Here is a 25,659-nt window from a genome sequence, read left to right on the forward strand (position 1 = left end):
ATCTAAAGGGTCTTGTATCTATTACCTGTGGAAGATTAGATTGAGCACATGACACAGGCCACTGAGCCCCCGAAGGCTGCCCCGAGACGGCACGACCGGGAGATCTTCGCACTCGCCGTTCCCGCCTTCGGCGCACTCGTCGCCGAGCCCCTCTTCGTCATGGCCGACAGTGCCATCGTGGGACACCTCGGCACCCCCCAGCTCGCCGGCCTCGGAGTCGCCGCGGCCCTCCTGACGACCGCCGTGAGCGTCTTCGTCTTCCTCGCCTACGCCACCACCGCGGCGGTCGCCCGCCGGGTCGGCGCGGGCGACCTCCAAGCCGCCATCCGGCAGGGCATGGACGGCATCTGGCTCGCCCTCCTGCTCGGCGCAGCCGTCATCGCCCTGGTGCTGCCCACGGCTCCCTGGCTGATCTCGCTCTTCGGCGCCTCCGACACCGTGGCCCCGTACGCCATCACCTATCTGCGCATCTCCGCCCTCGGCATCCCGGCCATGCTCGTGGTGCTCGCCGCCACCGGAGTGATCCGCGGCCTCCAGGACACGCGCACCCCCCTCTACGTCGCCATCGGCGGGTTCGCCCTCAACGGCGGCCTGAACGTGGCCCTGGTCTACGGCGCCGGCCTCGGCATCGCCGGTTCGGCGTGGGGAACGGTCATCGCCCAGTGCGCCATGGCCGCCGCCTACCTGATCGTCGTCGTCCGTGGAGCCCGCCGCCACCGTGCCTCCCTGCGGCCCGACGCCGCGGGCATCCGTGCCTGCGCACAGGCCGGGGTACCGCTGCTGGTGCGGACCCTGTCCCTGCGGGCCGTCCTGATGATCGCGACGGCCGTGGCCGCCCGGTTGGGCGATGCCGACATCGCGGCGCACCAGATCCTGCTCTCCCTGTGGAGCCTGCTCGCCTTCGCACTGGACGCGATCGCGATCGCCGGACAGGCGATCATCGGCCGGTACCTGGGTGCGGGCGACACCGAGGGGGCCAAGGCCGTGTGCCGCCGCATGGTGCAGTGGGGGGTGGTCTCGGGAGTCGTCCTCGGCATCCTGGTGGTCGCGGCCCGGCCGCTGTTCGTACCGCTCTTCACCGGCGACCCCACGGTCAAGGACGCCCTGCTGCCCGCCCTGCTCGTCGTGGCGGTCTCCCAGCCGGTCTCCGGCATCGTCTTCGTCCTCGACGGGGTCCTGATGGGAGCGGGCGACGGTCGCTACCTCGCCGGCGCGATGGTCGTGACGCTGGCCGTCTTCACCCCGGCCGCCCTGCTCGTCCCCAGCATCGGCGGTGGCCTCACCACGCTCTGGTGGGCGATGACGCTGATGATGCTGGTGCGGATGGTCACGCTCCAGCTGCGGGCCCGCTCCGGCCGCTGGCTGGTCACGGGCGCCTCGCGCTGACCGCGGTCCACCACCGCTGTTTCACGTGAAACGGATGGTTTCACGTGAAACAGCGTGTTCCACGTGAAACACCGCCGCCCGCAGGAGCTCCGACGCCGTCCGGGAACGACGAAGGGCCGTACCCCGAGGGGTACGGCCCTTCGTGCGCGGCACTTAGGCGGCGACGACCTCGATGCCCAGGTTCGCGACGACCTCGGCGTGCAGACGCACGGAGACCTGGTACGAACCGAGGGTCTTGATCGGGGACGCCAGCTCGACGCGGCGCTTGTCGACCTTCGGACCACCGGAGGACTCGATCGCCGTGGCGATGTCGGCCGGGGTCACGGAGCCGAAGAGGCGGCCGGAGTCACCCGAGCGGGTGGCCAGACGCACCTTGACGGCCTCGAGCTTGGCCTTGAACTCGTTGGCCTGCTCGATGGTCGCGATCTCGTGGATCTTGCGGGCGCGGCGGATCTGCGCCACGTCCTTCTCGCCACCCTTGGTCCAGCGGATCGCGAAACCACGCGGGACCAGGTAGTTGCGAGCGTAGCCGTCCTTGACGTCGACGACGTCGCCGGCAGTTCCGAGGCCAGAGACCTCGTGGGTCAGGATGATCTTCATTATTCGGTCACCCTTTCCTTATCGCGCGGTGGACGTGTAGGGCAGCAGCGCCATCTCACGGCTGTTCTTGACTGCCGTGGCGACGTCACGCTGGTGCTGCGTGCAGTTGCCGGTGACGCGGCGGGCACGGATCTTGCCGCGGTCGGAAATGAACTTCCGCAGCATGTTCGTGTCCTTGTAGTCCACGTACACGGTCTTGTCCTTGCAGAACGCGCAGACCTTCTTCTTAGGCTTGCGCACAGGCGGCTTCGCCATTGTGTCTCTCCTGTGTGATCAAGAAGTGGGGTAGAGCTGCCCTTAGAAGGGCGGCTCGTCCGAGTAGCCACCGCCGGAGCCGCCGGAGCCGCCGGAGCTTCCGCCCCAGCCACCCCCGCCGCCCTGCTGCTGCTGGCCGCCGGCCGGCGCGCTGGACGCCCACGGGTCGTCGGAAGGTGCTCCGCCGCCCTGCTGGCCGCCACTGGGGGCTCCGCCCCAGTTGCCACCGCCGCCGCCCTGCTGGCCGCCGCCGCCACCGCCGCCGTAGCCACCCTGGCCGCCGCGACCCGTGGTCTTGGTGACCTTGGCCGTGGCGTTCTTCAAGCTGGGGCCGACTTCCTCGACGTCCAGCTCGTAGACCGTGCGCTTGACACCCTCACGGTCCTCGTAGGACCGCTGGCGCAGCCGGCCCTGAACGACGACACGCATGCCCCGCTGAAGGGACTCTGCGACGTTCTCGGCCGCCTGCCGCCACACCGAGCAGGTCAGGAACAGGCTCTCGCCGTCCTTCCACTCATTGGTCTGGCGGTCGAAGGTGCGGGGAGTGGACGCGACACGGAACTTCGCGACCGCCGCACCCGAGGGGGTGAAGCGCAGCTCGGGGTCGTCGACGAGATTGCCGACGACCGTGATGACGGTCTCGCCTGCCATGGATGAACCTCTCGGCGGGTTTTGCTGCTGGCTGCTTGTGCTACTCGAAATCCCGATTACCGCTGAACTGGGAGGTTCAGTGGGTCTCGGGACGGAGGACCTTGGTCCGGAGGACCGACTCGTTCAGGTTCATCTGTCGGTCGAGCTCCTTGACGACCGCAGGCTCGGCCTGAAGGTCGATGACCGAGTAGATGCCCTCGGGCTTCTTCTTGATCTCGTAAGCGAGACGACGACGGCCCCAGGTGTCGACCTTCTCGACCTTTCCGTTGCCCTCACGGACGACAGAAAGGAAGTTCTCGATCAGCGGGGAGACAGCGCGCTCCTCGAGATCGGGGTCGAGGATGACCATCACTTCGTAGTGACGCATGTGGAACCCACCTCCTTTGGACTCAGCGGCCACGGTCGTTCCGTGGCAGGAGGGTCGTGATGCGTAATCGCACCGGGTCCGAGCGAACGGACACAGGTGCAGACCGTACAGAGTACCTGCTCCCCTCCTTCCGGTTGAAATCCGGCGCCTGGAGGCCACACCCTGTACCCATCGGGTGTGCTCGGTGCTATGCCCCCGGCTCCGCCGGACGGCTACTCCGCTGCACCGCTCTGCGTCAGCCAGGAGGTGCCTTCCGATGGCACAGGCAATGCGACCCCAGTCGTCCATCTCGCTCTTCTCCACCGACGGCAAGCCCCACCCGCTGCAGGACACCCTTGTGGCGGTCACCCTGATCCTCGGCATCGTGGCGTTCGTCACGGCGTTCTTCCACAATCTGCACCTGCTCAGCTCGTGGACCGGGCTGATCGGCATCCTCACCGGCGCCTACGGACAGTTCATCTCGGCCACGACACGCGAGCGCTTCGCACTGATCGTCGGCCTGGGAGCGGCTGCGGTCGGGTTCTATCTCGCCATGGCGCACGGCGGTCTCTTCGGGTAGCCGGGCACCTCCGCGACAGGGCGCCGGCCGGCCCTCGGCCCGGACCGGGTCCGTCCCCCAGATGGGTGGCGCCCTTGTCGCAGTAGGCTTCGCGCCATAGCCAGCGAAGCCGCCTAGGAGACGCCCCGCATGAGCCTGTCCCTGAGGACCATCAGCCGAGAGCAGCATCTGGCATACCTCCAGAGCCTGCCCTCGGCGAGCCACTGCCAGGTTCCGGCGTGGGCCGACGTGAAGAACGAATGGCGTTCGGAGAACCTCGGTTGGTTCGACAACTCCGGTGAACTCGTCGGTGCCGCACTGGTGTTGTACCGGCAGTTGCCCAAGGTGAAGCGGTACCTCGCGTACCTTCCCGAGGGCCCCGTCATCAACTGGTACGCCCCGAACCTGGAGGAATGGCTCCAGCCGATGCTGGCGCACCTGAAGCATCAGGGCGCCTTCACCGTGAAGATGGGCCCGCCCGTCGTCATCCGCCGCTGGAACTCGACGGCCATCAAGGCCGGCATCCAGGACCCGGACGTCAAGCGCCTGCGCGACGTGGAGGCCTCGGTCATCGAGCCCCGCGCCTTCGAGGTGTCCGACAAGCTGCGCCGCATGGGCTGGCAGCAGGCCGAGGACGGCGGCGCCGGCTTCGGTGACGTCCAGCCGCGCTACGTCTTCCAGGTCCCGCTCGCCGAACGCTCGCTGGACGACGTCCTCAAGGGCTTCAACCAGCTGTGGCGCCGCAACATCAAGAAGGCCGAGAAGGCCGGCGTCGAGGTCGTCCAGGGCGGTTACGAGGACCTGCCCACCTGGCAGCACCTCTACGAGATCACCGCCGAGCGCGACAAGTTCCGCCCGCGCCCGCTCAGCTACTTCCAGCGCCAGTGGACGGCCCTCAACTCCGAGGACCCGAACCGGATGCGCCTGTACATCGCCACGCACGAAGGGGAGCCGCTGGCCGCCGCCACGATGCTCACCGTCGGCCAGCACGTCTGGTACTCGTACGGCGCCTCCGCGAACCACAAGCGCGAGGTCCGCCCGTCGAACGCGATGCAGTGGCGCATGCTGCGCGACTCCTACGCGCTCGGCGCGAGCGTGTACGACCTGCGCGGCATCAGCGACACGCTGGACGAGAACGACCACCTGTTCGGCCTGATCCAGTTCAAGGTCGGCACGGGCGGCGAAGCCGTCGAGTACGTCGGCGAATGGGACTTCCCGCTCAACAAGATGCTGCACAAGGCGCTCGACATCTACATGTCCCGCCGCTGATTCCCACCCCACCCCCGCTGCACCGCGCAGTTCTTTTCTAGAGAGGTTCCGGACGGGCATGGCGCTCACGCTCTACGTCGACACCGCGCGCTGGCGTGCGCACCAGAAGCAGATTCAGGATCAGTTCCCCGGACTGATCCCGGTCTGCAAGGGCAACGGCTACGGCTTCGGCCACGAGCGGCTGTGCGAAGAGGCGACCCGCATGGGCGCCGACATCCTGGCCGTGGGCACGACGTACGAAGCCGCCGCGATAAAGGATCTGTTCGGCGGGGACCTGCTGGTCCTCACCCCGTTCCGGCGGGGCGAGGAGCCGGTGCCGCTGCCCGACCGGGTCATCCGCTCGGTGTCCTCCGTGGACGGGGTGCGCGGCCTGGTCGGCGCCCGTGTCGTCATCGAGTGCATGAGCTCGATGCGCCGCCACGGGATCTCCGAACACGATCTGGGACAGCTGCAGTCGGCGATCGAGGACGTGCGGCTGGAGGGCTTCGCCCTGCACCTGCCGCTCGACCGCCCCGACGGCTCCGACGCCGTCGAAGAGGTCATCGCCTGGATGGACCGGCTGCGCGCGGCCCGGCTGCCGCTGCACACGATGTTCGTCAGCCACCTGCGGGCCGAGGAGCTGACGCGGCTGCGCCAGCAGTTCCCGCAGACCCGGTTCCGGGCGAGGATCGGCACCCGGCTGTGGCTGGGCGACCACGAGGCGACCCAGTACCGCGGCTCCGTTCTGGACGTCACTCGGGTCTCCAAGGGCGACCGCTTCGGCTACCGCCAGCAGAAGGCCGCTTCGGACGGCTGGCTGGTGGTCGTGGCGGGCGGCACCTCGCACGGCGTGGGTCTGGAGGCCCCCAAGGCCCTGCACGGTGTGATGCCGCGCGCCAAGGGGGTCGCCCGGGCCGGGCTGGCCACCGTGAACAGGAACCTGTCGCCCTTCGTGTGGGCGGGCAAGCAGCGCTGGTTCGCGGAGCCCCCGCACATGCAGGTGTCGATCCTGTTCGTGCCCTCGGACGCGACCGAGCCGCGCGTGGGCGACGAGCTGGTGGCCCACCTGCGGCACACCACGACCCAGTTCGACCGGGCGTTCGAGGCCTGATTCGGGTACGGGCGCCCGCCGGGGTCAATCCCGGGTGGCGCCCCACTCGACCCGCTGTCCTTCCGAGGGCGTCGCATCCTGCGGCGCCCTCGCGGCGTGGGAGAGCACGAACACGTCCTCGGCGCCGTCCAGGACACCGCCCGAGGGGTCGTCAGAGCCGTCCTGGCGCACCACGTCCCGCTCGGGGAGCAGGATGTCCCGCACGATCACGGCGCAGAGGTACAAGGTGCCGAGCAGGTGCGCGGCGATGGCCAGCTGGTAGCCCTCGATGGGCAGGCCCTGGTGCTTCTCCCCGCTGGTCGTGTAGGCGAGGTAGGACCAGATCCCGAGGAAGTACATGACCTCGCAGGCCTGCCAGATGAGGAAGTCGCGCCAGCGCGGTCGGGCGAGGGCGGCCAGCGGGATGAGCCACAGCACGTACTGCGGCGAATAGACCTTGTTGGCCAGGATGAAGACGGCGACGACGAGGAACACCAGCTGGGCGAAGCGGGGGCGCCGCGGGGCGGTGAGCCCGAGCAACCCGATGGCGCCGCAGAGCAGCAGGGTCAGGCCCGTCGCGTAGGTGTTCGCGCCCTCCAGCGGGTTCCCGGAGCGCTGGGAGATCAGCAGCCACACCGACCCGAAGTCGATCGGACGTTCCTGGCTGAAGGTGTAGAACTTCGACCAGCCGTCCCAGGCGTAGACCATCACGGGCAGGTTCACCACGAGCCAGGACGCCACCGCGCCGAGGGCGGCCAGTGCGAACGCGCGCCACTTGCCGGCCCGCCAGCACAGGACGAACAACGGCCCGAGCAGCAGCACGGGATAGAGCTTGGCGGCGGTGGCCAGGCCGATCAGGATGCCGAACGCCAGCGCCCGGCCGCGGGACCACATGAGCATCGCGGCGGCGGTCAGCGCGATGGCCAACAGGTCCCAGTTGATCGTCGCGGTCAGCGCGAAGGCGGGCGCGAGGGCGAAGAGCAGGGCGTCCCAGGGGCGGCGGCGGTGCGTCCGGGCCACGCAGACCGCGATGACGGCGGCGCAGGCCATCAGCATGCCCGCGTTGACCATCCAGTACATCTGCTCGCGGTGCTGCATGGAGCCGCCGGTGGGCGTGAGCCAGGACGCGACCTGCATGAAGAGCCCGGTGAGCACGGGGTACTCGAGGTACTGCATGTCGCCGGTGAGCCGGTCGAAGTACGGCGTCAGACCGTCGGCGAAGCCGCGCACCACGTACAGGTGCGGGATGTCGGAGTAGCAGGCGTGGGTGTACTGCGAGCCCGCGCCGCGGAACCACGCCCAGTCGTAGCAGGGCAGCTTCTGCACCATCCCGAGCGCGAACATGCCGATCGCCACCAGGACGATGACGCGCACGGGGCTCAGCCAGTGCCCGCCCAGCCGCGCGTACCTGCCCGTCGGTCCGCCGATCAGCTCGCTGCCGGCCGCCGCGACCTCGTCGTGCTGGGTCGGCAGTACGGGGCGGTCCTCGTGCACCTTCGTCATGCGCTCATCCTGCCGTACGGGGCTGTGAACGTGCCGAGGGCCGCCGCATCGGAATGCGACGGCCCTCGGAGCGCGGACCCGGCCGATCAGCCGGTGTCGGCGCCCGTGGGTCCCCAGATGCTGTTGCCCGGGCGGCCCGGCCTGCCCGTCTTGGTCGGACTGGGACGACCGGTGGGCGTGCCGCTCGGGTCCGGGTCGCAGTACAGCTTCCACGGGTTGCAGCTGGGCTTGCCCCCCGCGGACGGGGACGGCGAGACCGTCGGGGACGGCGAGATCTGCGGCGACTCCGTGACGGACGGCGAGGGGGACGGCACGGGGGTGGGCGTCGGCGTGGGAGCGCCCGCGGCGTCGGCCGTCACGCCGATGTCCTCGGCCTCCGGGAAGTCCTTCTTCGGAGCGCCCGTGAGGGCGGCCTTCATGTACTCGGTCCAGATCACCGCGGGGATGTCACCACCGTGGATGGAGTCGACACCGCCCACCCGGTTCATGGACATCAGCTTCTTGTCCGCCGAGTTCGGGTCGTTGCGGAACAGGGTGACGGCGGTCGAGAGCTGCGGGGTGTAGCCGACGAACCAGGCCGACTTGTTCTGGTCGGTGGTGCCGGTCTTGCCCGCCGCCGGGCGGCCCAGCTTCTTGGCCTTGGTGCCGGTGCCGTTCTCCACGACGTTGCGCAGGACCTTGGTGATGTTGTCGGCGATGGAGTTGTCCATGGCCCGCTGGGACTTCGGCGCCTCGAAGCCGGACAGCTCCTTGCCGTCCTTGAGCACCTTGGTGACCGAGAAGGGCTCGTGGTGCGTGCCGGAGTCGGCGAAGGTCGCGTAGGCGTCTGCCATGCGGATGGCCGACGGGGTCGAGGTGCCGAGGGCGAACGAGGCGTTGTCGGCCGGGTCCATCGACTCGTCGAGGATGCCGGAGGCCTTGGCCACCCCGCGCACCTTGTCGTGGCCGACGTCGAAGACGAGCTGGGCGAACGGCGTGTTGATGGACTTCTCCATCGCCTCGTTGAGGGTCACGTACCCGTAGGCGGTGGGGCTCTCGTTCTTCTGCCGGAAGGGCGTGCCGTCGGCGGCGCGCAGCGGCTTGCCGTCCCGGTTGTTGATGACGGTCTGGTCGTTGCCGTTGTACTTGCTGCTGACCGAGATGCCCTCGCCGTGCGAGTTCTGGGTGCCGTACTCCAGTGCCGCGGCCAGGACGAACGGCTTCCAGGTGGAGCCGACGGGGACACCGATGGTGTTGGCGTTGTTGGTGAAGTGCTTCTGGTCCCAGCCGGGCCCGCCGTAGAGGGCCACGACGGCGCCGGACTTCACGTCGACGGAAGCGGCGCCGAACTGGACGAAGGTGTCGTAGTCGGGCCGCGCCTTCTCGTCCAGGAAGCCATTGCGGGTGTCCTCGACGGCCTTGACCAGCGCGTCCACCTTGGGCTTCTGGAAGGTGGTGGTGATCTGGTAGCCGCCCAGTGCCATCTGCTCGGCGGTGAGGCCCTTGGCCTTCATCACGTACTGCTTGGCCGTCTCGACCAGGTACCCGGTCTGACCGCCGAGCGAACGGGCCTGCGCGGAGTCGACCAGCTTGGGGAACTCGCGGTACTGGGCCCGCTCGGTCGCGGTCATCCGGCCCACGGCGACCTCGCGGTCGAGCACCCAGGCCCAGCGGCTCTGGGCCCTCTTGGTGTTGGCCTCGGGGGTGGCCGCCGATCCGATGCCGCCGTCCGGGTTGTAGAGGTTGGGTCCCTTGAGGACCGAGGCGAGGAAGGCGCCCTCGGAGGGCGTCAGCTTGTCGCAGTCCTTGTTGAAGTACGCACGGGACGCGGCCTGGATGCCGTAGGCGTCCCGGCCGTAGTACGCCGTGTTCAGGTAGCCCGCGAGGATCGTGTCCTTCTCCGCGGTGACACCCAGCTTTATCGAGATGAACAGCTCCGTGACCTTCCGCTTCAGCGTCTGGTCGGAGTCCAGGAAGGTGTTCTTCACGTACTGCTGGGTGATGGTGGAGCCGCCCTGGGTCGAACCGCCCTTGGCCATGTTGACCACGGCGCGGGCGATGCCCATGGGGTCGACGCCCTTGTCGGTCTCGAAGGACTCGTTCTCCGCCGAGATCACGGCGTTCTGCATCGACCGGGGAATCTTGTCGATGGGCACGATCTGCCGGTTGGTCGACCCGCCGGTCGCGACCATCTGGGTGCCGTCGGCCCAGTAGAAGACGTTGTTCTGGGCCTCGGCGGCCTTGTTCGCGTCAGGGGTGCCCACCATCGCGATGCCGATGCCCGAGCCGGCCGTGATGACGGCGAAGAAGCCCAGGGCCGTGCCCCCGACGAGCTTCCAGGAGGGAAGGAATCGCTTCCAGCCGTCCCGGTCGGACCGCGGGTAGTTGATGAGCCGCTTGTCGCCGCGGCCGGATCCCTTGCCGCCACGGCCTCCGCCGGCCCCTCGGGCGCCCCTGCGGGCCCCGGCACGGCCGTCGGGGACCGGTTGTCCCTCGTACGGTCCACCGGGCGATGCGGTGGGGGCGTCGTGCCCGGGCGCGGCGCCCCGGGCAGGCCGCTGCTGGGCGGCCCGGCGGGCCGCGGCCCGTCCACCGCCTTGCTGCGGCGGTTTGCGGCGGTGCTCGCTCATCGAACGACTACTCCTCGGGCAGGCGAGTGGCCTGGAAGCGGCAGGCGTATTCCGGTTCCCCCGGCGCACAGACTACGCACGCTCAAAACCCAACCAGTGCCGAAGTTCACCCCAAATCAGGCAACTTGCCTCCTACGAATTAGTGATGTGACGCCGGTCACCACGTCTCCCCTTGTCGTAACGGGCCGCCCGTTCTATCGTCTGGATGTATCGAGTCGATACATCAGCTCGACATAAAGAACTCAGGGACGAGGAGGAAGCAGGCGGATGAGCCGGCGCTCAGGCATTCTCGAGTTCGCTGTTCTCGGCCTGCTTCGCGAGTCCCCCATGCACGGCTATGAGCTGCGCAAGCGGCTCAACACCTCGCTGGGGGTGTTCCGGGCGTTCAGCTACGGAACCCTCTATCCCTGCCTCAAGACGCTCGTCGCCAACGGGTGGTTGATCGAAGAACCGGGCAATGCCCTGGAAGACGCGGTCGCCGCTTCACTCGCAGGGCGCCGCGCCAAGATCGTCTATCGGTTGACGGCTGCGGGTAAGGAGCACTTCGAAGAGCTGCTCTCCCACACCGGCCCCGATACCTGGGAGGACGAGTCCTTCGCCGCCCGCTTCGCGTTCTTCGGTCAGACCGAACGGGACGTGCGCATGCGGGTGCTGGAGGGCCGCCGCAGCCGGCTGGAGGAGCGCCTGGAGAAGATGCGCACCTCGCTCGCCCGCACGCGGGAGCGCCTCGACGACTACACCCTTGAGCTGCAGCGACACGGCATGGAATCCGTGGAGCGCGAAGTGCGCTGGCTGAACGAGCTGATCGAGAGCGAGCGGGCGGGACGGGATCGCAGACGACCCGACTCGTCCGACGAAACTGCAAAATGAGGCCCTGCATTCGCAGGCCTCGTCCGAGAACAAACAGGGAGCAACCGGAATGGGTTCGGTTCGCGTAGCCATCGTCGGCGTAGGCAACTGCGCCGCCTCGCTGGTGCAGGGCGTCGAGTACTACAAGGACGCCGACCCGGCGACCAAGGTCCCCGGCCTGATGCACGTCCAGTTCGGCGACTACCACGTCCGCGACGTTGAGTTCGTTGCCGCCTTCGACGTTGACGCGAAGAAGGTCGGCCTCGACCTTTCGGACGCCATCGGCGCCAGCGAGAACAACACGATCAAGATCTGCGACGTCCCCAACAAGGGCGTGACCGTTCAGCGCGGCCACACCCTGGACGGCCTGGGCAAGTACTACCGGATGACGATCGAGGAGTCCGCCGAGGCTCCGGTCGACATCGTCCAGGTCCTCAAGGACAAGCAGGTCGACGTTCTGGTCTGCTACCTGCCCGTCGGCTCCGAAGCCGCTGCGAAGTTCTACGCGCAGTGCGCCATCGACGCGAAGGTCGCCTTCGTCAACGCCCTTCCGGTCTTCATCGCCGGCACCAAGGAGTGGGCTGACAAGTTCACCGAGGCGGGCGTCCCGATCGTCGGCGACGACATCAAGTCGCAGGTCGGCGCCACCATCACGCACCGCGTGATGGCGAAGCTGTTCGAGGACCGCGGTGTCCGTCTTGAGCGCACCATGCAGCTCAACGTCGGCGGCAACATGGACTTCAAGAACATGCTGGAGCGCGACCGCCTCGAGTCGAAGAAGATCTCGAAGACGCAGGCCGTCACCTCGCAGATCCCCGACCGCGAGCTGGGCGAGAAGAACGTCCACATCGGTCCGTCCGACTACGTCGCGTGGCTCGACGACCGCAAGTGGGCGTACGTCCGCCTCGAGGGTCGCGCCTTCGGTGACGTTCCGCTGAACCTCGAGTACAAGCTCGAGGTGTGGGACTCCCCGAACTCCGCCGGTGTCATCATCGACGCCGTGCGCGCCGCGAAGATCGCCAAGGACCGCGGCATCGGTGGCCCGATCCTGTCGGCTTCGAGCTACTTCATGAAGTCCCCGCCGGTCCAGTACTTCGACGACGAGGCCCTCGCCAACGTCGAGAAGTTCATCAAGGGCGAGGTCGAGCGCTAAACAGGACACAGCACGACGCGCCAAGGGCTTCCAGCACTTGGACTTCGACTGTTCTTCCGCCGAGGGTCCCCGGGCAATCCGCCCGGGGACCCTCGGCGTATGTGACGCTTGCCCACATGCCTGTCGTAGGTGATCTGCGCGTACTCCTGCGCCTGAGGGACTTCCGCAACCTGCTCTCGGTGCGGCTCCTGTCCCAGGCCGCCGACGGCGTCTACCAGGTCGCGCTCGCCACCTACGTGGTGTTCTCCCCGGAGAAGCAGGCCTCGCCCGTGGCCATCGCCTCGGCCATGGCCGTCCTGTTGCTGCCCTACTCGGCGATCGGCCCCTTCGCCGGAGTGCTGCTGGACCGTTGGCCGCGCCGCCAGGTGTTCCTCTACGGCAACCTGCTGCGCGCCTTCCTGGCCTGCGGCACCGGGATGCTGATCGTCGCGCAGGTGCCCGACTGGCTGTTCTACGCCTCGGCGCTCTCGGTGACCGCCGTCAACCGCTTCGTCCTGGCCGGGCTCTCCGCTTCGCTGCCCCGGGTCGTCGGGGCCGACCAACTCGTGACCGCGAACGCCCTCTCCCCGACCGCCGGAACCCTCGCGGCCACCCTGGGCGGGGGACTGGCCTTCCTGGTGCGCCTGCTCGCGGCCGAGTCCAATGCCGTCATCGTCCTGCTCGGCGCCGCGTTCTACCTGTGCGCGGCGCTCGTCTCGCTCCGGCTCGACGTCCGGCTCCTCGGCCCCGACCACACCCCCGCACGGCAGTACCCCTCGGTGGCCGAAGGGATCGCTCTGACGGTGCGGGGCATGGCCCAGGGCCTGAGGCACCTGTACGAGCGCCGTGACGCCGCCCAGGCGCTCACCGCCATGACCTTGATGCGCTTCTGCTACGGGGCGCTGACGGTGACCCTGCTGACCCTGTGCCGCTACGCCTGGTCGGACAACGAGTCGGACGGGCTCGCCCTGTTGGGGATCGCGGTCGGGGTGTCGGGGGCCGGGTTCTTCGTGGCGGCCGTCATCACGCCCTGGTTGGTGGGGCGGCTCGGCACCCGGGGCTGGATCACGCTCTGCGCGGCGACGGCGGCCGTTCTGGTGCCGGGTCTGGGTCTCTTCTTCGCGCCCGAGCCGATGCTGGCCGCCGCCTTCGTCCTGGGAATGGCCACCCAGGGAGCGAAGATCGCCACCGACACCGTCGTGCAGTCACAGGTGGACGACGGTTTTCGCGGCCGGATCTTCTCCGTCTACGACGTGCTCTTCAACGTCGCCTTCGTCGGAGCGGCCGCCATGGCCTCGCTGGTGCTTCCCCTCGACGGCAAGTCCGTCCCGCTGATCCTGGGCGTGGCCGTCCTCTACGCCCTGACCGCCGCCTTGCTCATCCGGCAGGGGCGACGTTTCACGTGAAACATCGCCCCTGACCCGTCGCGCACCCCGCGTCGATGTTTCACGTGAAACATCGACGCGGGACGGCCTCAGCTCTGGGTCGCCCACCACTCCTTGAGGGCCGCGATCGCGGCCTCCCGCTCCATCGGGCCGTTCTCGAGCCGCAGCTCCAGCAGGAAGGCGTAGGCCTTCCCGATCACCGGACCCGGGCCGACGTCCAGGACCCGCATGATCTCGTTGCCGTCCAGGTCGGGCCGGATCGAGTCCAGCTCCTCCTGCTCCTGGAGCTGCGCGATCCGCGCCTCCAGGCCGTCGTAGGTGTGGGAGAGCGCCTTGGCCTTGCGCTTGTTGCGCGTGGTGCAGTCCGAACGGGTCAGCTTGTGCAGCCGCGACAGCAGCGGACCCGCGTCCCGCACGTACCGGCGGACCGCGGAGTCCGTCCACTCGCCCGCCCCGTAGCCGTGGAAGCGCAGGTGCAGCTCCACCAGCCGGGAGACGTCCTTGACCATGTCGTTGGAGTACTTCAGCGCCGTCATGCGCTTCTTGGTCATCTTCGCTCCCACCATCTCGTGGTGGTGGAAGGAGACCCGCCCGTCGCTCTCGAAGCGGCGGGTGCGGGGCTTGCCGATGTCGTGCAGCAGGGCGGACAGCCGGAGCACCAGGTCGGGGCCGTCCTCCTCCAGATCGATCGCCTGCTCCAGCACGATCAGGGAGTGCTCGTACACGTCCTTGTGCCGGTGGTGCTCATCGCTCTCCAGGCGCAGCGCGGGCAGCTCGGGCAGCACCCGCTCCGCCAGGCCCGTGTCCACGAGCAGGCCCAGCCCCGTGCGGGGCCGGTCCGAGAGCAGCAGCTTGTTCAGCTCCGCCTGCACCCGCTCCGCCGAGACGATCTCGATCCGGTCGGACATCGCCGTCATCGCCGCGACGACCTCGGGGGCGACCTCGAAGTCCAGCTGCGCGGCGAACCGTGCGGCGCGCATCATGCGCAGCGGGTCGTCGGAGAAGGACTCCTCGGGAGTGCCCGGGGTCCGCAGGACACGGGCCGCCAGGTCTTCCAGACCGCCGTGCGGATCGATGAACCGCTGCTGCGGGAGGGCCAGCGCCATGGCGTTGACGGTGAAGTCGCGCCGGACCAGGTCCTGCTCGATCGAGTCGCCGTAGGACACCTCGGGCTTGCGCGAGGAGCGGTCGTAGGCCTCGGACCGGTAGGTCGTCACCTCGATCTGGAAGCCGCCCTTGTTCGCCCCGACCGTCCCGAAGGCGATGCCGACGTCCCAGACGGAGTCCGCCCACGGTCGGACGATCCTCAGCACGTCCTCGGGCCGGGCATCGGTGGTGAAGTCGAGGTCGTTGCCGAGGCGCCCGAGCAGCGCGTCGCGAACGGACCCGCCGACCAGCGCGAGGCTGAAGCCCGCCTCCTGGAAACGGCGGCCGAGATCATCGGCGACAGGAGCGACCCGCAGCAGTTCACTGACCGCGCGGTGCTGCACCTGACTCAGGGCACTGGGGTTGTCTTCGTTGGCGTTCGGCACAACAGAAAAGGGTACGTGCCCCGCCCGGCCGGGGCTCCCTTCTTATCGGGCACCCTGACGCGACGCCCCCGCCCGGCGGCCCCGATCATGTGGAGCAAGGCGCGGCACTCGCGCACAGCGGGCCTCGTTACCATGCGTGGACGCATAAACGACGACCACTGACACTTCGAGGACGGGCGGGCGCGTGGCCGAGGCGGCAGACATCCAGGGGACGGCACCTGCCCCTGTCAGGCGCCGCTGGCTGCGGCGCGCGATCGTCATGCTCACCGGGACTCCGGTTCTCGCCGCACTCGTCTACGCCCCCGCCCCATCCGCGCAGGCCACCGAGAACGCCGCCTCCGCCGCCTCGGCGGTCGACGTCCAGCTGGACGCCCTGACGCCGAGCGCGCCGGTGAAGGGCGACACCCTCACCATCTCCGGCACCGTGACCAACAACAGTCGCGAGACGATCACCGAGGCGCACGTCGGCCTGCGGGTCGGGCCGGTGCTGAGCGATCGCGACGCGATCGGCGATGCCGCGGAGCAGACCGGCTACCGGTCCGGCAGCGATCCCGCGGAGATCGACGGCTCCTTCGCCGCGAAGCTCTCCGCCCTGCCCGCGAAGAACAGCCAGCCCTTCACCCTGAAGATCCCCGTCGACAAGCTGGGGCTCGACAAGGACGGCGTCTACCAGATCGGCGTCTCCGTGTCGGGGGAGAGCGAGAGCCGGCCCACCGAGCAGGTGCTCGGCATCCAGCGCACGGTCCTGCCCTGGCAGCCCGAAGCCGCCGCGAAGCGCGCCCAGCTCAGCTACGTGTGGCCGCTGATCTCCCGGGTCCACCTCACGGCCGAGACCGGTTCCGACGAACTGCAGACCCCCGTCTTCGAGGACGACAGCCTCTCCGACGAGCTGCGGCCCGGAGGACGGCTGGAGCAGATGGTCTCGCTCGGCAAGGACCTGCCGATCACCTGGGTCATCGACCCGGACCTGCTGTACACGGTCGACGCGATGACCAAGGGCTACCGGATCCGGGTCCCCGGTGGAAAGCCGGTGCCGGGGAAGAACAAGGCCGTCGCCGAGCACTGGCTGAGCGCCCTGGAAACGGCCGTGCAGGGCAAGAAGGTCGTCGCCCTGCCCTTCGCCGATCCGGACCTCGCCTCGCTCGCACACCGCGGCAAGGACGTCTCGGGCACCCTGGGCCAGCTGCGCCCCGCCACCGACAAGGCGAAGCAGGCGGTGGAGACCGTCCTGCACGTCACCCCGTCCACCGACTTCTCCTGGCCCGTGGACGGCGCCATCGACCCGTCGATCGTCAATGTCGCCACCTCGGCCGGCGCCCACAACGTCCTCACCCGCAGCGACAGCTTCCAGGAGAACGCCGGCCTCGGCCACGTCCCCTCGGCCGCCCGCCCGATCGGGGCCGGGGCCACCGCCGTGGTCGCCGACGCACGGCTGTCCACCGCCTTCGAGGGCGACATGCTGAACGCCGGGAACTCCGTCCTCGCGATCCAGCAGTTCCTCGCCCAGAGCCTCGTACTGAACCAGCAGGGCACCGACGAGCAGCGCAGTTTCGTCGTCGCCCCGCAGCGGATGCCCTCCGCCAGCCAGGTCCAGACGATGGCGGCGGCCCTGCGCGGTCTCCAGCCGGGCCGCTGGAGCCAGCCCCAGGACCTGGAGGCGGCCGCGGCCGCCAAGCCGGACCCCGGCGCCGCCACGCAGGTGCCGGGCGCCGGGCAGTACCCCGAGGGCCTGCGCAAGCAGGAGCTCCCGCTGTCCGCGTTCGAGAAGATCCGCACCACCCAGAACACCCTCGACCACTTCAAGGTGATCCTCTCGGCCCCGGACCGGGTCGAGATCCCCTTCGGCAACACCACCAACCGGGAGATGTCCTCCTCCTGGCGCGGTCGCCCGGAGGAGGCCGCGCTCTACCGCGACGGCGTCCAGCAGTACCTGATCGGTCTGACCGAGCAGGTCCAGCTGGTCCCCAAATCGGACGCCACCCTGTCGGGGCACAGCGCGACGATCCCCGTCACGATCCAGAACAGCCTCGTTCAGGACGTCCGCGGGCTGGTCCTGCGGCTGAAGTCCGCCAACCCCACCCGCCTGATGTTCGGCGAGGACGGCGAGGCCGAGAAGGACGTCAACGTCCAGGCCGAGCACAGCCAGACCTTGAAGTTCAACGCCAACGCGACCGCCAGTGGTCCCGTCGAGGTCACCGCCCAGCTCTACACCCGGGACGGCGTTCCGTACGGCAAGGAGCGCAGGTTCACCGTGGAGGCAACGGAGATCACTCCCACTGTCATGCTCGTCATCGCGGGCGGGGTGCTCCTCCTCGTCGTGGCAGGCATCAAGATGTACGCCAGTCGCAAGCGCGTCGCCGCGCGCGCCGCTGCCGAAGAGAGCACGCAGCAGAGTGACGAGACCCCGGACACCGGACCGCAAAGCACCAGCGGGTCCGGCACGGGTGAGACAGTGGACCGTTGAGCGACGCCGTGGCCGGTCGGCCTGGGGACGATGAGGTGGGGTTTCGATGAACGCGCCGTACGACGGTGACCGCGGGCAGGGCGCCGGCGGTCCCGCGCCCGCCCAGGGCACTGCCCCGGGCACGCCGGTACCGGGGCAGGTACCTCCGCCTGCCGCCGCGCCGGAGCACGACCCGTATGTCCAGGACGCCTACGGCTACGACCCGTACCGGTCGCAGGACCTGTCGGCGCAGGATCCGGTGGCCGAGGTCCTCTACGACCGCGCCGCGCACCCGCCGCCGCCTCCCGGCACCTACCAGGAGCCCGGTCCGCTCTACGCGGCCCCGGCGGCCCCCGCCTACGCCCCGGACCCGCGCGTCTGGGCCCAGACCCCGCCGCCCGAGCCGGACGGCCCCTCCCGCCACATGCCGTACGGCGACCACGCGACCACCACGCAGTTCGTCGGCGTCGACTCGCTCGTCACCCAGGCCACCGACCAGCAGCCGGAACCGGACGCCTTCGCGCACCTGTACCGGGACCAGCAGGCGGCCCCCCGCACCGCGACCGAGGAACCCCCGGTCGCCGCCCCCGCGCCCAGCAAGCCCGCCGGGCGCGCCTCGAGCCTGCTCAAGTCCAGCGCGCTCATGGCGGCGGGCACGATCGTCTCGCGGCTCACCGGGTTCCTGCGCACCCTGGTCATCGCCGGTGCGATCGGTGTCGGCACCTTCAACGACACCTATCAGATCGCCAACACCCTGCCGACGATGATCTACGTCCTCGTCGGCGGCGGCGCCCTCAACGCGGTCTTCATCCCGCAGCTCGTGCGGGCCATGAAGAACGACGACGACGGGGGAGAGGCCTACGCCAACCGGCTGCTGACCCTCGTCGTGGTCCTGCTCGCGGGCATCACCACGGTCTGTGTGCTCGCCGCGCCCCTGTTCATCACGATGATGTCCCCGAAGATCGCTTCGAACCCGGAGCAGATGGACGTCGCGGTCGCCTTCGCCCGCTACTGCCTGCCGACCATGTTCTTCATGGGCGTGCACGTGGTCCTCGGCCAGATCCTCAACGCCCGCGGCCGGTTCGGCGCGATGATGTGGACCCCCGTCCTCAACAACATCGTCGTCATCGCCACCTTCGGCGCCTTCATCTGGGCCTTCGGCGGCTTCACCACCTCGGGCGTCAACGCCGCCACCGTCACCGGCGACGGCGTCCGACTGCTGGGCCTGGGCACCCTGCTGGGCCTCACCGTCCAGGCCCTGGCGATGCTGCCCTACCTGCGGGACGCGGGCTTCAAGCCGAAGCTGCGCTTCGACTGGAAGGGCCACGGCCTGGGCAAGGCCGCCGGGCTGGCCAAGTGGACGTTCTTCTTCGTCCTCGCCAACCAGGTCGGTCTGGTCGTCGTCACCCAGCTGGCCACCTGGGCCGGTTCGGTCGCCGAGAAGCAGGGCCACCCCGGTACCGGCATCACCGCCTACAACTACGCGCTGCTGCTGTGGCAGATGCCGCAGGCCATCATCACCGTGTCCGTCATGACGGCGGTCCTGCCCCGGATCTCCCGTTCGGCCCATGACGGGGACGTCGCCGCGGTCCGCGACGACATCTCCTACGGGCTGCGCACCTCGGCCGTCGCGATCGTCCCCTGCGCCTTCGCGTTCCTCGCCCTCGGCGTGCCGATGGCCACCCTGCTCTACGCGGGCTCCGGCGCCGGCGCGCAGAACATCGGCTACGTGCTGATGGCCTTCGGCCTCGGGCTGATCCCCTACTCGGTGCAGTACGTCGTCCTGCGCGGCTTCTACGCCTACGAGGACACCCGCACCCCCTTCTACAACACCTGCATCGTCGCGGGCGTCAACGCGGCGGTCTCGGTCGCCGCGTTCCTGGTCCTGCCCGCGCGCTGGGCCGTGGTCGGCATGGCCGCCGCCTACGGGCTCGGCTACGCGGTCGGGGTCGGCGTGGCCTGGCGCCGCCTGCGCACCCGCCTGGGCGGGGACCTGGACGGCGCGCACGTGATGCGGACCTACGCCCGCCTCGCCGGAGCCTGTTTCCCCGCGGCCGTCGTGGGAGGCGGCGTGGCCTTCGGCATCACCCGACTGCTCGGCAGCGGAGTGACCGGTTCCCTGGCCTCCCTCGTCGCCGGTGGCATCGCTCTGGCGGCCGTATTCCTCGTCGCGGCCAAGCGCATGCGGATCGAGGAACTCAACGCCATGGTCGGAATGGTGCGCGGACGTCTGGGGCGCTGATGCGCACAACCATCGGCCCCCCTAGCGTGTCGTGCATAGCGTCGGACTGTGGGCACAATTGGCATGGCTTCGCAGACTGGCCGACAGCGCGTAACGGATGGGGAGGCAGGAACGACGGTGGCGGAACGTAGCACGGCTGCCGTCGACGTGGCCGACAACAGCGGCGAAGAGCCGCCGGCCGCCGAGGCGGCCAAGGCCACGGCCGACGGGGCTGAGATCCAGGACGGACGAGCCGCGGACGGACCCATGCCCGAATCGGACGGCGAACCCAAGAAGGCGAAGGCCACCGCGCCCACCGCCGCCCCCGAGCTGCACAGCGGCCACAAGCTCGCCCGGCGCTACCGGCTCGAGGAGTGCGTCACCCGTCTGGACGGATTCAGCAGCTGGCGTGCGATGGACGAGAAGCTGCGCCGTGCCGTGGGCGTCCACCTGCTGCCCGCCGACCACCCCAGGGCCCGTTCGGTCCTGGCCGCCGCCCGCTCCTCCGCCCTGCTCGGCGACCCCCGGTTCGTCCAGGTCCTCGACGCCGTGGAGGAGAACGACCTCGTCTACGTCGTCCACGAATGGCTGCCCGACGCCACCGAACTGACGGCCCTGCTGGCCGCGGGCCCGCTGGAGCCCCACGAGGCCTACCAGCTCGTCAGCCAGATCTCCCAGGCCATGACGGCGGCGCACCGCGAGGGGCTGGCCCATCTGCGGCTCACCCCGAGCGCCATACTGCGCACCTCCACCGGCCAGTACCGCATCCGCGGCCTCGCCGTGAACGCCGCGCTGCGCGGCATCACCAGCGAGACCCCGCAGCGTGCGGACACCGAGGCGATCGGCGCGCTGCTCTACGCCTCCCTCACCCAGCGCTGGCCCTACGAGAGCGACGCCTACGGCCTCACCGGCCTGCCCAAGGGCGTCGGCCTGATCGCCCCGGACCAGGTCCGCGCCGGCGTCCACCGCGGGCTCGGCGAACTCGCCATGCGGGCGCTCGCCAACGACGGGGCCACGGCCTCCCGCCAGGAACCCGCCTGCACCACCCCGGAGGAGTTGGCCAAGGCCGTCGCCGCGATGCCCCGCATCCGGCCGCCCGAGCCCGCTTTCACCGCTCCGCCCGAGTACCAGCACACGACCTACCAGCAGGGCAGTTACGGCCGCCCGGCGACGCACAACGGGGTCACCACGGCCACGCCGCTGGCTCCCCTCCCCCCGCCGCCCCCGCTCCAGAGCCGCACCGGCCGCGCCCTGAAGTGGGGTGTCGCCGCGCTGCTCATCGCCGCGCTCGGGTTGGGCAGCTGGCAGCTGGCCGACACCCTCCTGCGGGGCAACCAGGGCAGCACCGGGGAGCACCAGACCCCGCAGCCCAAGGGCGACGACACCCCGGCGAAGAAGACCCCCGCCCCCATCGCGATCAAGGCCGCGCAGGAGTACTACCCGGACGGCAAGGCCCAGGACACGGCGGGAGTCCCCAACACCTACGACGGGGACGCCTCCAGCTACTGGCACACCAGGAGCTTCGTCGACGGCCCCGAGATGAAGGCCCACTACAAGGCGGGCGTCGGGATCATCTACGACCTCGGATCCGAACAAGAGGTCTCCGCCGCCTCGATAGGGCTGCGCTACGCGGGTGACCACACCACGGCCACGCTCTACGCGGCCGACTCCATGTCCTCGTCGACCCAGGTCGGCTCCATGAAGAAGATCACCGCGGGCACCACCTCGGAGACCAGCCTGACCCTGACGGCGGAGAAGCCCGTCAAGACGCGCTACGTCCTCGTCTGGTTCACGGCCATGCCCATGTCCGGTGTCGACCAGTACAGCGGCGAGGGCTACAAGCAGGGCGTGACGGACGTGAAGTTCTCCGGCTGAGGCCGCGGCAGGGGAGGGGCTCACCGTTGGACGACGCCGCACCCGGTGGTCGTAGTGACCAGGAACTCCTGGCGCTGCACGCCGCCGGAGACCCCGACGCGTTCGGTGAACTCGTGCGGCGCCACCGCGACCGGCTGTGGGCGGTGGCCCTGCGTACGCTCGGCGACCGCGAGGACGCCGCCGACGCCGTCCAGGACGCCCTCGTCTCCGCCTACCGGGCCGCTCACACCTTCCGCGGCGAATCGGCCGTCACCACCTGGCTGCACCGGATCACCGTCAACGCCTGCCTCGACCGGGCCCGCAAGGCCGCCTCGCGCAAGACGGCGCCCCTCGACGACACGGACCGCCTGGAGCGGCTCCTGGAGCCCCACGAGTCCGCCGAGGCCCCCGCCGAGCGCCACGACCTCCACCGGCAGCTCCTGGCCGCCCTGGCCACCCTGCCCGCCGAGCAGCGGGCCGCCCTGGTCCTGGTCGACATGCAGGGCTATCCCGTGGCCGAAGCCGCCCGGATCCTCGACGTCCCCACCGGGACCGTGAAGAGCCGGTGCGCCCGCGGCCGGGCAAAACTCGTCCCCCTACTCACTCATCTGCGCGCCGATCCCGGGGATAACACCCCCGCTGAGCGGGGAAGGAACCGGACGCAGGGGACATCCGTCCCACCAGCGGCAGACCCAAGGCATCCAGACCCAGATTCGGTGAAGGGCGGAGGTGGACGAGCATGAACCCGCCGACCGGTGCGACCGGTGCGACCGATACGACCGGCACGATCCGACACCCGGACGTCTCGGAGATCTCCGACCTCGCCGAGGGCCTGCTGTCTCCCTCACGAACGTCCGAGGTACGGCGACACCTGGCCGACTGCGCCCTGTGCGCCGACGTCCGCGCGTCCCTGGAAGAGATCCGCTCCCTGCTCGGCACCCTGCCCGGGCCGCCGCGCATGCCCGTGGGCATCGCGGGCCGCATCGACGCGGCGCTCGCCGCGGAAGCGCTCCTCGATTCCCGCGCTCCCGCCCCACAGCCCCTCTCGACCCCCGGCCACCGCTCCGGGGCCGACGTTTCACGTGAAACACCTCCCGCCACCCGTGCCCCAGAAGGCCGTCCCGGCGGGTCCACCGGCCCCGGGCGCCGCCGGGCCCGCAGGCGGTTCGTCGTGGTGACGGGCCTGGTCACAGCAGCCGCCTGCGCCCTCGGGGTCTTCCTGTTCACCGCGCTGCCGGACTCTCCTTCGGGGGACCGCGCCCGCACGGACGCGGCCAGCACCCTGGCCGAGCCGAAGACGTCGGGGGAGTACTCCGCCCAGAACCTGCGCTCCACCGTCCAGCAGCTACTCACGGCCGCGGACGGCGCGGGGCAGGCCACCCAGACGCAGCGGAGCCCCGGGCTCCAGAACGTCGCCCCCGACGGCGCGGTCGCCCCCCAGGACCGCCGGACCGCCGATGCGCTGCCGCAGTGCGTCCAGGAGGGCACCGGCCGACCGGATGCGCCGCTCGCGAGCGGGCGGGGCAGCTATCAGGGCACACCGGTCTACCTGGTCGTGCTGCCGCACTCCGGCGACACCGCCCGGGTGGACGCCTACCTCGTCGAATCCGGCTGCGCGGACACCCCCGGAGCCGGTCCCGGAAAGGTGCTGCTGACCAGTACCTACCCGCGACGCTGAACCGTCACGGACGCCACGGGGACAACTCGGGAATGCTCGCGCCGTAGGATCCGTTGGGTGGGGTGAGAGTCCGCACCGGCCCCCCGGTAGGCAAGAAGCAGTCCGCAGAGACGAGGAAAGTACCCGTGAGCGACGTCCGAAACGTGATCATCATCGGCTCCGGGCCGGCCGGCTACACGGCTGCCCTGTACACCGCACGTGCCTCGCTCAAGCCCCTCGTCTTCGAGGGTGCCGTCACCGCGGGCGGTGCGCTCATGAACACCACCGAGGTCGAGAACTTCCCCGGCTTCCGTGACGGCATCATGGGCCCCGACCTCATGGACAACATGCGCGACCAGGCCGAGCGCTTCGGTGCCGAGCTGGTCCCGGACGACATCGTCTCGGTCGACCTCACCGGTGACATCAAGACGGTCACCGACACCGCCGGTACCGTGCACCGCGCCAAGGCCGTCATCGTCACCACCGGTTCCCAGCACCGCAAGCTCGGCCTGCCCAACGAGGACGCGCTCTCCGGCCGCGGTGTCTCCTGGTGCGCCACCTGCGACGGGTTCTTCTTCAAGGACCAGGACATCGCCGTCGTCGGCGGCGGCGACACCGCGATGGAGGAGGCCACCTTCCTCTCGCGCTTCGCCAAGTCCGTCACGATCATCCACCGCCGTGACAGCCTGCGCGCCTCCAAGACGATGCAGGACCGCGCCTTCGCCGACCCGAAGATCAAGTTCGCCTGGGACAGCGAGGTCGCCGCGATCCACGGCGACCCGAAGCTGGCCGGTCTGACCCTGCGCAACACCAAGACCGGCGAGACCTCCGAGCTGCCCGTCACCGGCCTCTTCATCGCGGTCGGCCACGACCCGAGGACCGAACTCTTCAAGGGCCAGCTGGAGCTGGACGGCGAGGGCTACCTCAAGGTCGACGCCCCCTCCACCCGCACCAACGTGACCGGCGTGTTCGGCGCGGGTGACGTCGTGGACCACACCTACCGCCAGGCCATCACGGCGGCCGGCACGGGCTGCTCCGCCGCCCTCGACGCCGAGCGCTTCCTGGCCGCCCTCACGGACGCCGAGCACGCCGCCGCGGCGGTCTGAGCCCCTCTCAACGGCACCACCCCACACCCCACACCCCGCAGAAGAAAAAGGAGGCCGCTGTGGCCGGCACCCTGAAGACTGTGACCGACGCGAGCTTCGACGCAGACGTCCTGGCCAGCGAGAAGCCCGTTCTGGTGGACTTCTGGGCCGAATGGTGCGGCCCGTGCCGCCAGATCGCCCCGTCCCTGGAGGCCATCGCGGCCGAGTACGGCGACGAGATCGAGATCGTCAAGCTCAACATCGACCAGAACCCGGACACGGCCGCCAAGTACGGCGTCATGTCCATCCCGACGCTGAACGTCTACCAGGGCGGCGAGGTCGTCAAGACCATCGTCGGCGCCAAGCCGAAGGCCGCCATCCTGCGCGACCTCGACGCCTTCGTGACCATCAAGCCGGTCGCCTGAGCCGTCCGGGACCCACGGCGTCCTGGACGCCTCGCCTGCGAGACCTCCACCCGCTGAAAACCGCGGGAACACGGACGGGGCCGCCCCTGCTGGGGCGGCCCCGTCCGCGCGTTCTCCACCACCCGGCTCACAACGGCCGGAGCGCCGGTTCCTTGCGCGCGCCGCCCAACAGCCGGTCCAGCGCCATCTCCACGTCTTCCTTCCACGACAAGGTGGACCGGAGCTCCAGCCGCAACCGCGGATGCACCGGGTGCGGCCGCACCGTCTTGAAGCCCACCGAGAGCAGATGGTCGGCCGGCAGCAGGCAGGCCGGTCCTTCCCAGCGCGCGTCCCCGAAGGCCTCGATCGCCCGGAACCCGCGCCGCAGCAGGTCCTTCGCGACCGTCTGCACCATCACCCGGCCCAGGCCCTGCCCCTGGTAGCCGGGCATGATCCACGCCGTGATCAGTTGCACGGCGTCCGGCGACACGGGACTGGTGGGAAAGGCGATCGACCGCGGGACATAGGCGGGCGGCGCGTACAGCACGAAGCCCACCGGCACCTCGTCGACGTAGACCACCCGGCCGCAGGAACCCCACTCCAGCAGGACCGCGGAGATCCACGCTTCCTTCTCCTGCTCCGCGGTACCGGACTTCACCGCGGCGTTGCCGCTGACGGGGTCCAGCTCCCAGAACACACAGGATCGGCAACGCCTGGGCAGGTCACGGAGGTTGTCCAGCGTGAGCGGTACGACCCGGCGACCCATGAACGCATCGTATCCACAGGCCCCGCCCTCCAACACCGGAGCACGGCAAAGGGGCGGGCCGCACCGGTTCCCACCGGCACGACC

At 69.8% G+C, this 25,659-nt stretch carries 22 protein-coding genes; 14 read left to right on the plus strand and 8 right to left on the minus strand.

Going from position 1 to position 25,659, the window contains the following annotated elements:
- Positions 1-48 precede the first annotated feature (48 nt).
- The gene (locus ACFWAR_RS06460) at positions 49-1,386 is read left to right on the plus strand and encodes an MATE family efflux transporter (protein ID WP_385773698.1); all 1,338 of its coding nucleotides are present in this window, start codon (positions 49-51) and stop codon (positions 1,384-1,386) included.
- A gap of 153 nt (positions 1,387-1,539) precedes the next feature.
- On the opposite strand, the gene rplI is transcribed toward ACFWAR_RS06460, so the two are convergent.
- From rplI to rpsF, 4 genes are all read right to left on the minus strand, one after another.
- The gene (gene rplI, locus ACFWAR_RS06465) at positions 1,540-1,986 is read right to left on the minus strand and encodes a 50S ribosomal protein L9 (RefSeq protein ID WP_385773700.1); all 447 of its coding nucleotides are present in this window, start codon (positions 1,984-1,986) and stop codon (positions 1,540-1,542) included.
- Between the two features lie 18 nt (positions 1,987-2,004).
- On the minus strand, positions 2,005-2,241 hold the full coding sequence (gene rpsR / locus ACFWAR_RS06470; RefSeq protein WP_003956534.1) for a 30S ribosomal protein S18: 237 nt from the start codon (positions 2,239-2,241) through the stop codon (positions 2,005-2,007).
- Positions 2,242-2,283: 42 nt separating this feature from the next.
- Positions 2,284-2,892, minus strand: coding sequence for a single-stranded DNA-binding protein (locus ACFWAR_RS06475; RefSeq protein WP_385773702.1), 609 nt, complete (start codon positions 2,890-2,892; stop codon positions 2,284-2,286).
- A gap of 76 nt (positions 2,893-2,968) precedes the next feature.
- Positions 2,969-3,259 (minus strand): 30S ribosomal protein S6, encoded by a 291-nt coding sequence (gene rpsF, locus ACFWAR_RS06480; RefSeq protein ID WP_004950685.1) that lies wholly within the window; start codon positions 3,257-3,259, stop codon positions 2,969-2,971.
- A 256-nt stretch (positions 3,260-3,515) separates the two neighbouring features.
- Between rpsF and ACFWAR_RS06485 the strand changes: the two genes are divergently transcribed.
- The 3 genes from ACFWAR_RS06485 (at position 3,516) to ACFWAR_RS06495 (ending at position 6,156) form a co-directional block, all read left to right on the plus strand.
- Entirely contained in the window at positions 3,516-3,818 is a 303-nt protein-coding gene (locus tag ACFWAR_RS06485; protein ID WP_385773704.1) for a hypothetical protein, read from the plus strand.
- Between the two features lie 129 nt (positions 3,819-3,947).
- Positions 3,948-5,066: a peptidoglycan bridge formation glycyltransferase FemA/FemB family protein gene (locus tag ACFWAR_RS06490; protein WP_354378860.1), complete on the plus strand. Its 1,119-nt coding sequence runs from the start codon at positions 3,948-3,950 to the stop codon at positions 5,064-5,066.
- Positions 5,067-5,124: 58 nt separating this feature from the next.
- Positions 5,125-6,156 carry an alanine racemase gene (locus ACFWAR_RS06495; RefSeq protein ID WP_385773707.1) on the plus strand — a complete coding sequence of 344 codons (1,032 nt, stop codon included), beginning with the start codon at positions 5,125-5,127 and terminating at the stop codon, positions 6,154-6,156.
- Between the two features lie 24 nt (positions 6,157-6,180).
- Here the strand turns inward: ACFWAR_RS06495 and ACFWAR_RS06500 are convergent, their stop codons facing one another.
- Both ACFWAR_RS06500 and ACFWAR_RS06505 read right to left on the minus strand, forming a co-directional pair.
- On the minus strand, positions 6,181-7,638 hold the full coding sequence (locus ACFWAR_RS06500) for a glycosyltransferase family 87 protein (RefSeq protein WP_385773709.1): 1,458 nt from the start codon (positions 7,636-7,638) through the stop codon (positions 6,181-6,183).
- An 86-nt stretch (positions 7,639-7,724) separates the two neighbouring features.
- The gene (locus ACFWAR_RS06505; RefSeq protein WP_385773711.1) at positions 7,725-10,247 is read right to left on the minus strand and encodes a transglycosylase domain-containing protein; all 2,523 of its coding nucleotides are present in this window, start codon (positions 10,245-10,247) and stop codon (positions 7,725-7,727) included.
- Positions 10,248-10,514: 267 nt separating this feature from the next.
- On the opposite strand from ACFWAR_RS06505, the gene ACFWAR_RS06510 reads away from it, so the two are divergent.
- The 3 genes from ACFWAR_RS06510 (at position 10,515) to ACFWAR_RS06520 (ending at position 13,634) form a co-directional block, all read left to right on the plus strand.
- Positions 10,515-11,117 (plus strand): helix-turn-helix transcriptional regulator, encoded by a 603-nt coding sequence (locus tag ACFWAR_RS06510; protein ID WP_385773713.1) that lies wholly within the window; start codon positions 10,515-10,517, stop codon positions 11,115-11,117.
- Between the two features lie 49 nt (positions 11,118-11,166).
- Positions 11,167-12,249, plus strand: coding sequence for an inositol-3-phosphate synthase (locus ACFWAR_RS06515; protein ID WP_385773715.1), 1,083 nt, complete (start codon positions 11,167-11,169; stop codon positions 12,247-12,249).
- 116 nt (positions 12,250-12,365) lie between these two features.
- Positions 12,366-13,634, plus strand: coding sequence for an MFS transporter (locus ACFWAR_RS06520; protein ID WP_385773717.1), 1,269 nt, complete (start codon positions 12,366-12,368; stop codon positions 13,632-13,634).
- Between the two features lie 68 nt (positions 13,635-13,702).
- Here the strand turns inward: ACFWAR_RS06520 and ACFWAR_RS06525 are convergent, their stop codons facing one another.
- Positions 13,703-15,145 (minus strand): CCA tRNA nucleotidyltransferase, encoded by a 1,443-nt coding sequence (locus ACFWAR_RS06525; protein ID WP_385773719.1) that lies wholly within the window; start codon positions 15,143-15,145, stop codon positions 13,703-13,705.
- A gap of 184 nt (positions 15,146-15,329) precedes the next feature.
- Here ACFWAR_RS06525 and ACFWAR_RS06530 point away from each other — a divergent pair, with 184 nt between their 5' ends.
- The 7 genes from ACFWAR_RS06530 (at position 15,330) to trxA (ending at position 24,830) form a co-directional block, all read left to right on the plus strand.
- Positions 15,330-17,609 carry a DUF6049 family protein gene (locus ACFWAR_RS06530; RefSeq protein WP_385773721.1) on the plus strand — a complete coding sequence of 760 codons (2,280 nt, stop codon included), beginning with the start codon at positions 15,330-15,332 and terminating at the stop codon, positions 17,607-17,609.
- Between the two features lie 46 nt (positions 17,610-17,655).
- A complete protein-coding gene (gene murJ / locus ACFWAR_RS06535; RefSeq protein ID WP_385773723.1) occupies positions 17,656-19,830 on the plus strand; it encodes a murein biosynthesis integral membrane protein MurJ in 2,175 nt (724 codons plus the stop codon).
- Positions 19,831-19,947: 117 nt separating this feature from the next.
- Positions 19,948-21,684, plus strand: coding sequence for a protein kinase family protein (locus ACFWAR_RS06540; RefSeq protein WP_385773725.1), 1,737 nt, complete (start codon positions 19,948-19,950; stop codon positions 21,682-21,684).
- Positions 21,685-21,710: 26 nt separating this feature from the next.
- The gene (sigM, locus tag ACFWAR_RS06545) at positions 21,711-22,406 is read left to right on the plus strand and encodes an RNA polymerase sigma factor SigM (RefSeq protein WP_385773727.1); all 696 of its coding nucleotides are present in this window, start codon (positions 21,711-21,713) and stop codon (positions 22,404-22,406) included.
- The gene (locus ACFWAR_RS06550) at positions 22,403-23,341 is read left to right on the plus strand and encodes an anti-sigma factor family protein (RefSeq protein WP_385773729.1); all 939 of its coding nucleotides are present in this window, start codon (positions 22,403-22,405) and stop codon (positions 23,339-23,341) included. Before sigM ends, ACFWAR_RS06550 begins: the two co-directional genes overlap by 4 nt.
- A gap of 125 nt (positions 23,342-23,466) precedes the next feature.
- Positions 23,467-24,426: a thioredoxin-disulfide reductase gene (gene trxB, locus ACFWAR_RS06555; RefSeq protein ID WP_354378847.1), complete on the plus strand. Its 960-nt coding sequence runs from the start codon at positions 23,467-23,469 to the stop codon at positions 24,424-24,426.
- Between the two features lie 59 nt (positions 24,427-24,485).
- Entirely contained in the window at positions 24,486-24,830 is a 345-nt protein-coding gene (gene trxA, locus ACFWAR_RS06560) for a thioredoxin (RefSeq protein WP_354378846.1), read from the plus strand.
- 127 nt (positions 24,831-24,957) lie between these two features.
- Here the strand turns inward: trxA and ACFWAR_RS06565 are convergent, their stop codons facing one another.
- Positions 24,958-25,575 (minus strand): GNAT family N-acetyltransferase, encoded by a 618-nt coding sequence (locus tag ACFWAR_RS06565; protein ID WP_385773732.1) that lies wholly within the window; start codon positions 25,573-25,575, stop codon positions 24,958-24,960.
- Positions 25,576-25,659: the final 84 nt, after the last annotated feature.

The organism is Streptomyces sp. NPDC059917 (assembly GCF_042730635.1).
Taxonomy (GTDB): domain Bacteria; phylum Actinomycetota; class Actinomycetes; order Streptomycetales; family Streptomycetaceae; genus Streptomyces.

What these genes read in the sequence shown, in the direction of transcription:
- ACFWAR_RS06475 (WP_385773702.1), bottom strand. Translation starts at nt 2,892, where the DNA reads ATGGCAGGCGAGACCGTCATCACGGTCGTCGGCAATCTCGTCGACGAC.
- ACFWAR_RS06495 (WP_385773707.1), top strand. Translation starts at nt 5,125, where the DNA reads ATGGCGCTCACGCTCTACGTCGACACCGCGCGCTGGCGTGCGCACCAG.
- ACFWAR_RS06500 (WP_385773709.1), bottom strand. Translation starts at nt 7,638, where the DNA reads ATGACGAAGGTGCACGAGGACCGCCCCGTACTGCCGACCCAGCACGAC.
- ACFWAR_RS06515 (WP_385773715.1), top strand. Translation starts at nt 11,167, where the DNA reads ATGGGTTCGGTTCGCGTAGCCATCGTCGGCGTAGGCAACTGCGCCGCC.
- rpsR (WP_003956534.1), bottom strand. Translation starts at nt 2,241, where the DNA reads ATGGCGAAGCCGCCTGTGCGCAAGCCTAAGAAGAAGGTCTGCGCGTTC.
- ACFWAR_RS06510 (WP_385773713.1), top strand. Translation starts at nt 10,515, where the DNA reads ATGAGCCGGCGCTCAGGCATTCTCGAGTTCGCTGTTCTCGGCCTGCTT.
- ACFWAR_RS06505 (WP_385773711.1), bottom strand. Translation starts at nt 10,247, where the DNA reads ATGAGCGAGCACCGCCGCAAACCGCCGCAGCAAGGCGGTGGACGGGCC.
- murJ (WP_385773723.1), top strand. Translation starts at nt 17,656, where the DNA reads ATGAACGCGCCGTACGACGGTGACCGCGGGCAGGGCGCCGGCGGTCCC.
- ACFWAR_RS06520 (WP_385773717.1), top strand. Translation starts at nt 12,366, where the DNA reads ATGCCTGTCGTAGGTGATCTGCGCGTACTCCTGCGCCTGAGGGACTTC.
- rpsF (WP_004950685.1), bottom strand. Translation starts at nt 3,259, where the DNA reads ATGCGTCACTACGAAGTGATGGTCATCCTCGACCCCGATCTCGAGGAG.
- rplI (WP_385773700.1), bottom strand. Translation starts at nt 1,986, where the DNA reads ATGAAGATCATCCTGACCCACGAGGTCTCTGGCCTCGGAACTGCCGGC.
- ACFWAR_RS06460 (WP_385773698.1), top strand. Translation starts at nt 49, where the DNA reads ATGACACAGGCCACTGAGCCCCCGAAGGCTGCCCCGAGACGGCACGAC.
- ACFWAR_RS06550 (WP_385773729.1), top strand. Translation starts at nt 22,403, where the DNA reads ATGAACCCGCCGACCGGTGCGACCGGTGCGACCGATACGACCGGCACG.
- ACFWAR_RS06490 (WP_354378860.1), top strand. Translation starts at nt 3,948, where the DNA reads ATGAGCCTGTCCCTGAGGACCATCAGCCGAGAGCAGCATCTGGCATAC.
- ACFWAR_RS06565 (WP_385773732.1), bottom strand. Translation starts at nt 25,575, where the DNA reads ATGGGTCGCCGGGTCGTACCGCTCACGCTGGACAACCTCCGTGACCTG.
- ACFWAR_RS06485 (WP_385773704.1), top strand. Translation starts at nt 3,516, where the DNA reads ATGGCACAGGCAATGCGACCCCAGTCGTCCATCTCGCTCTTCTCCACC.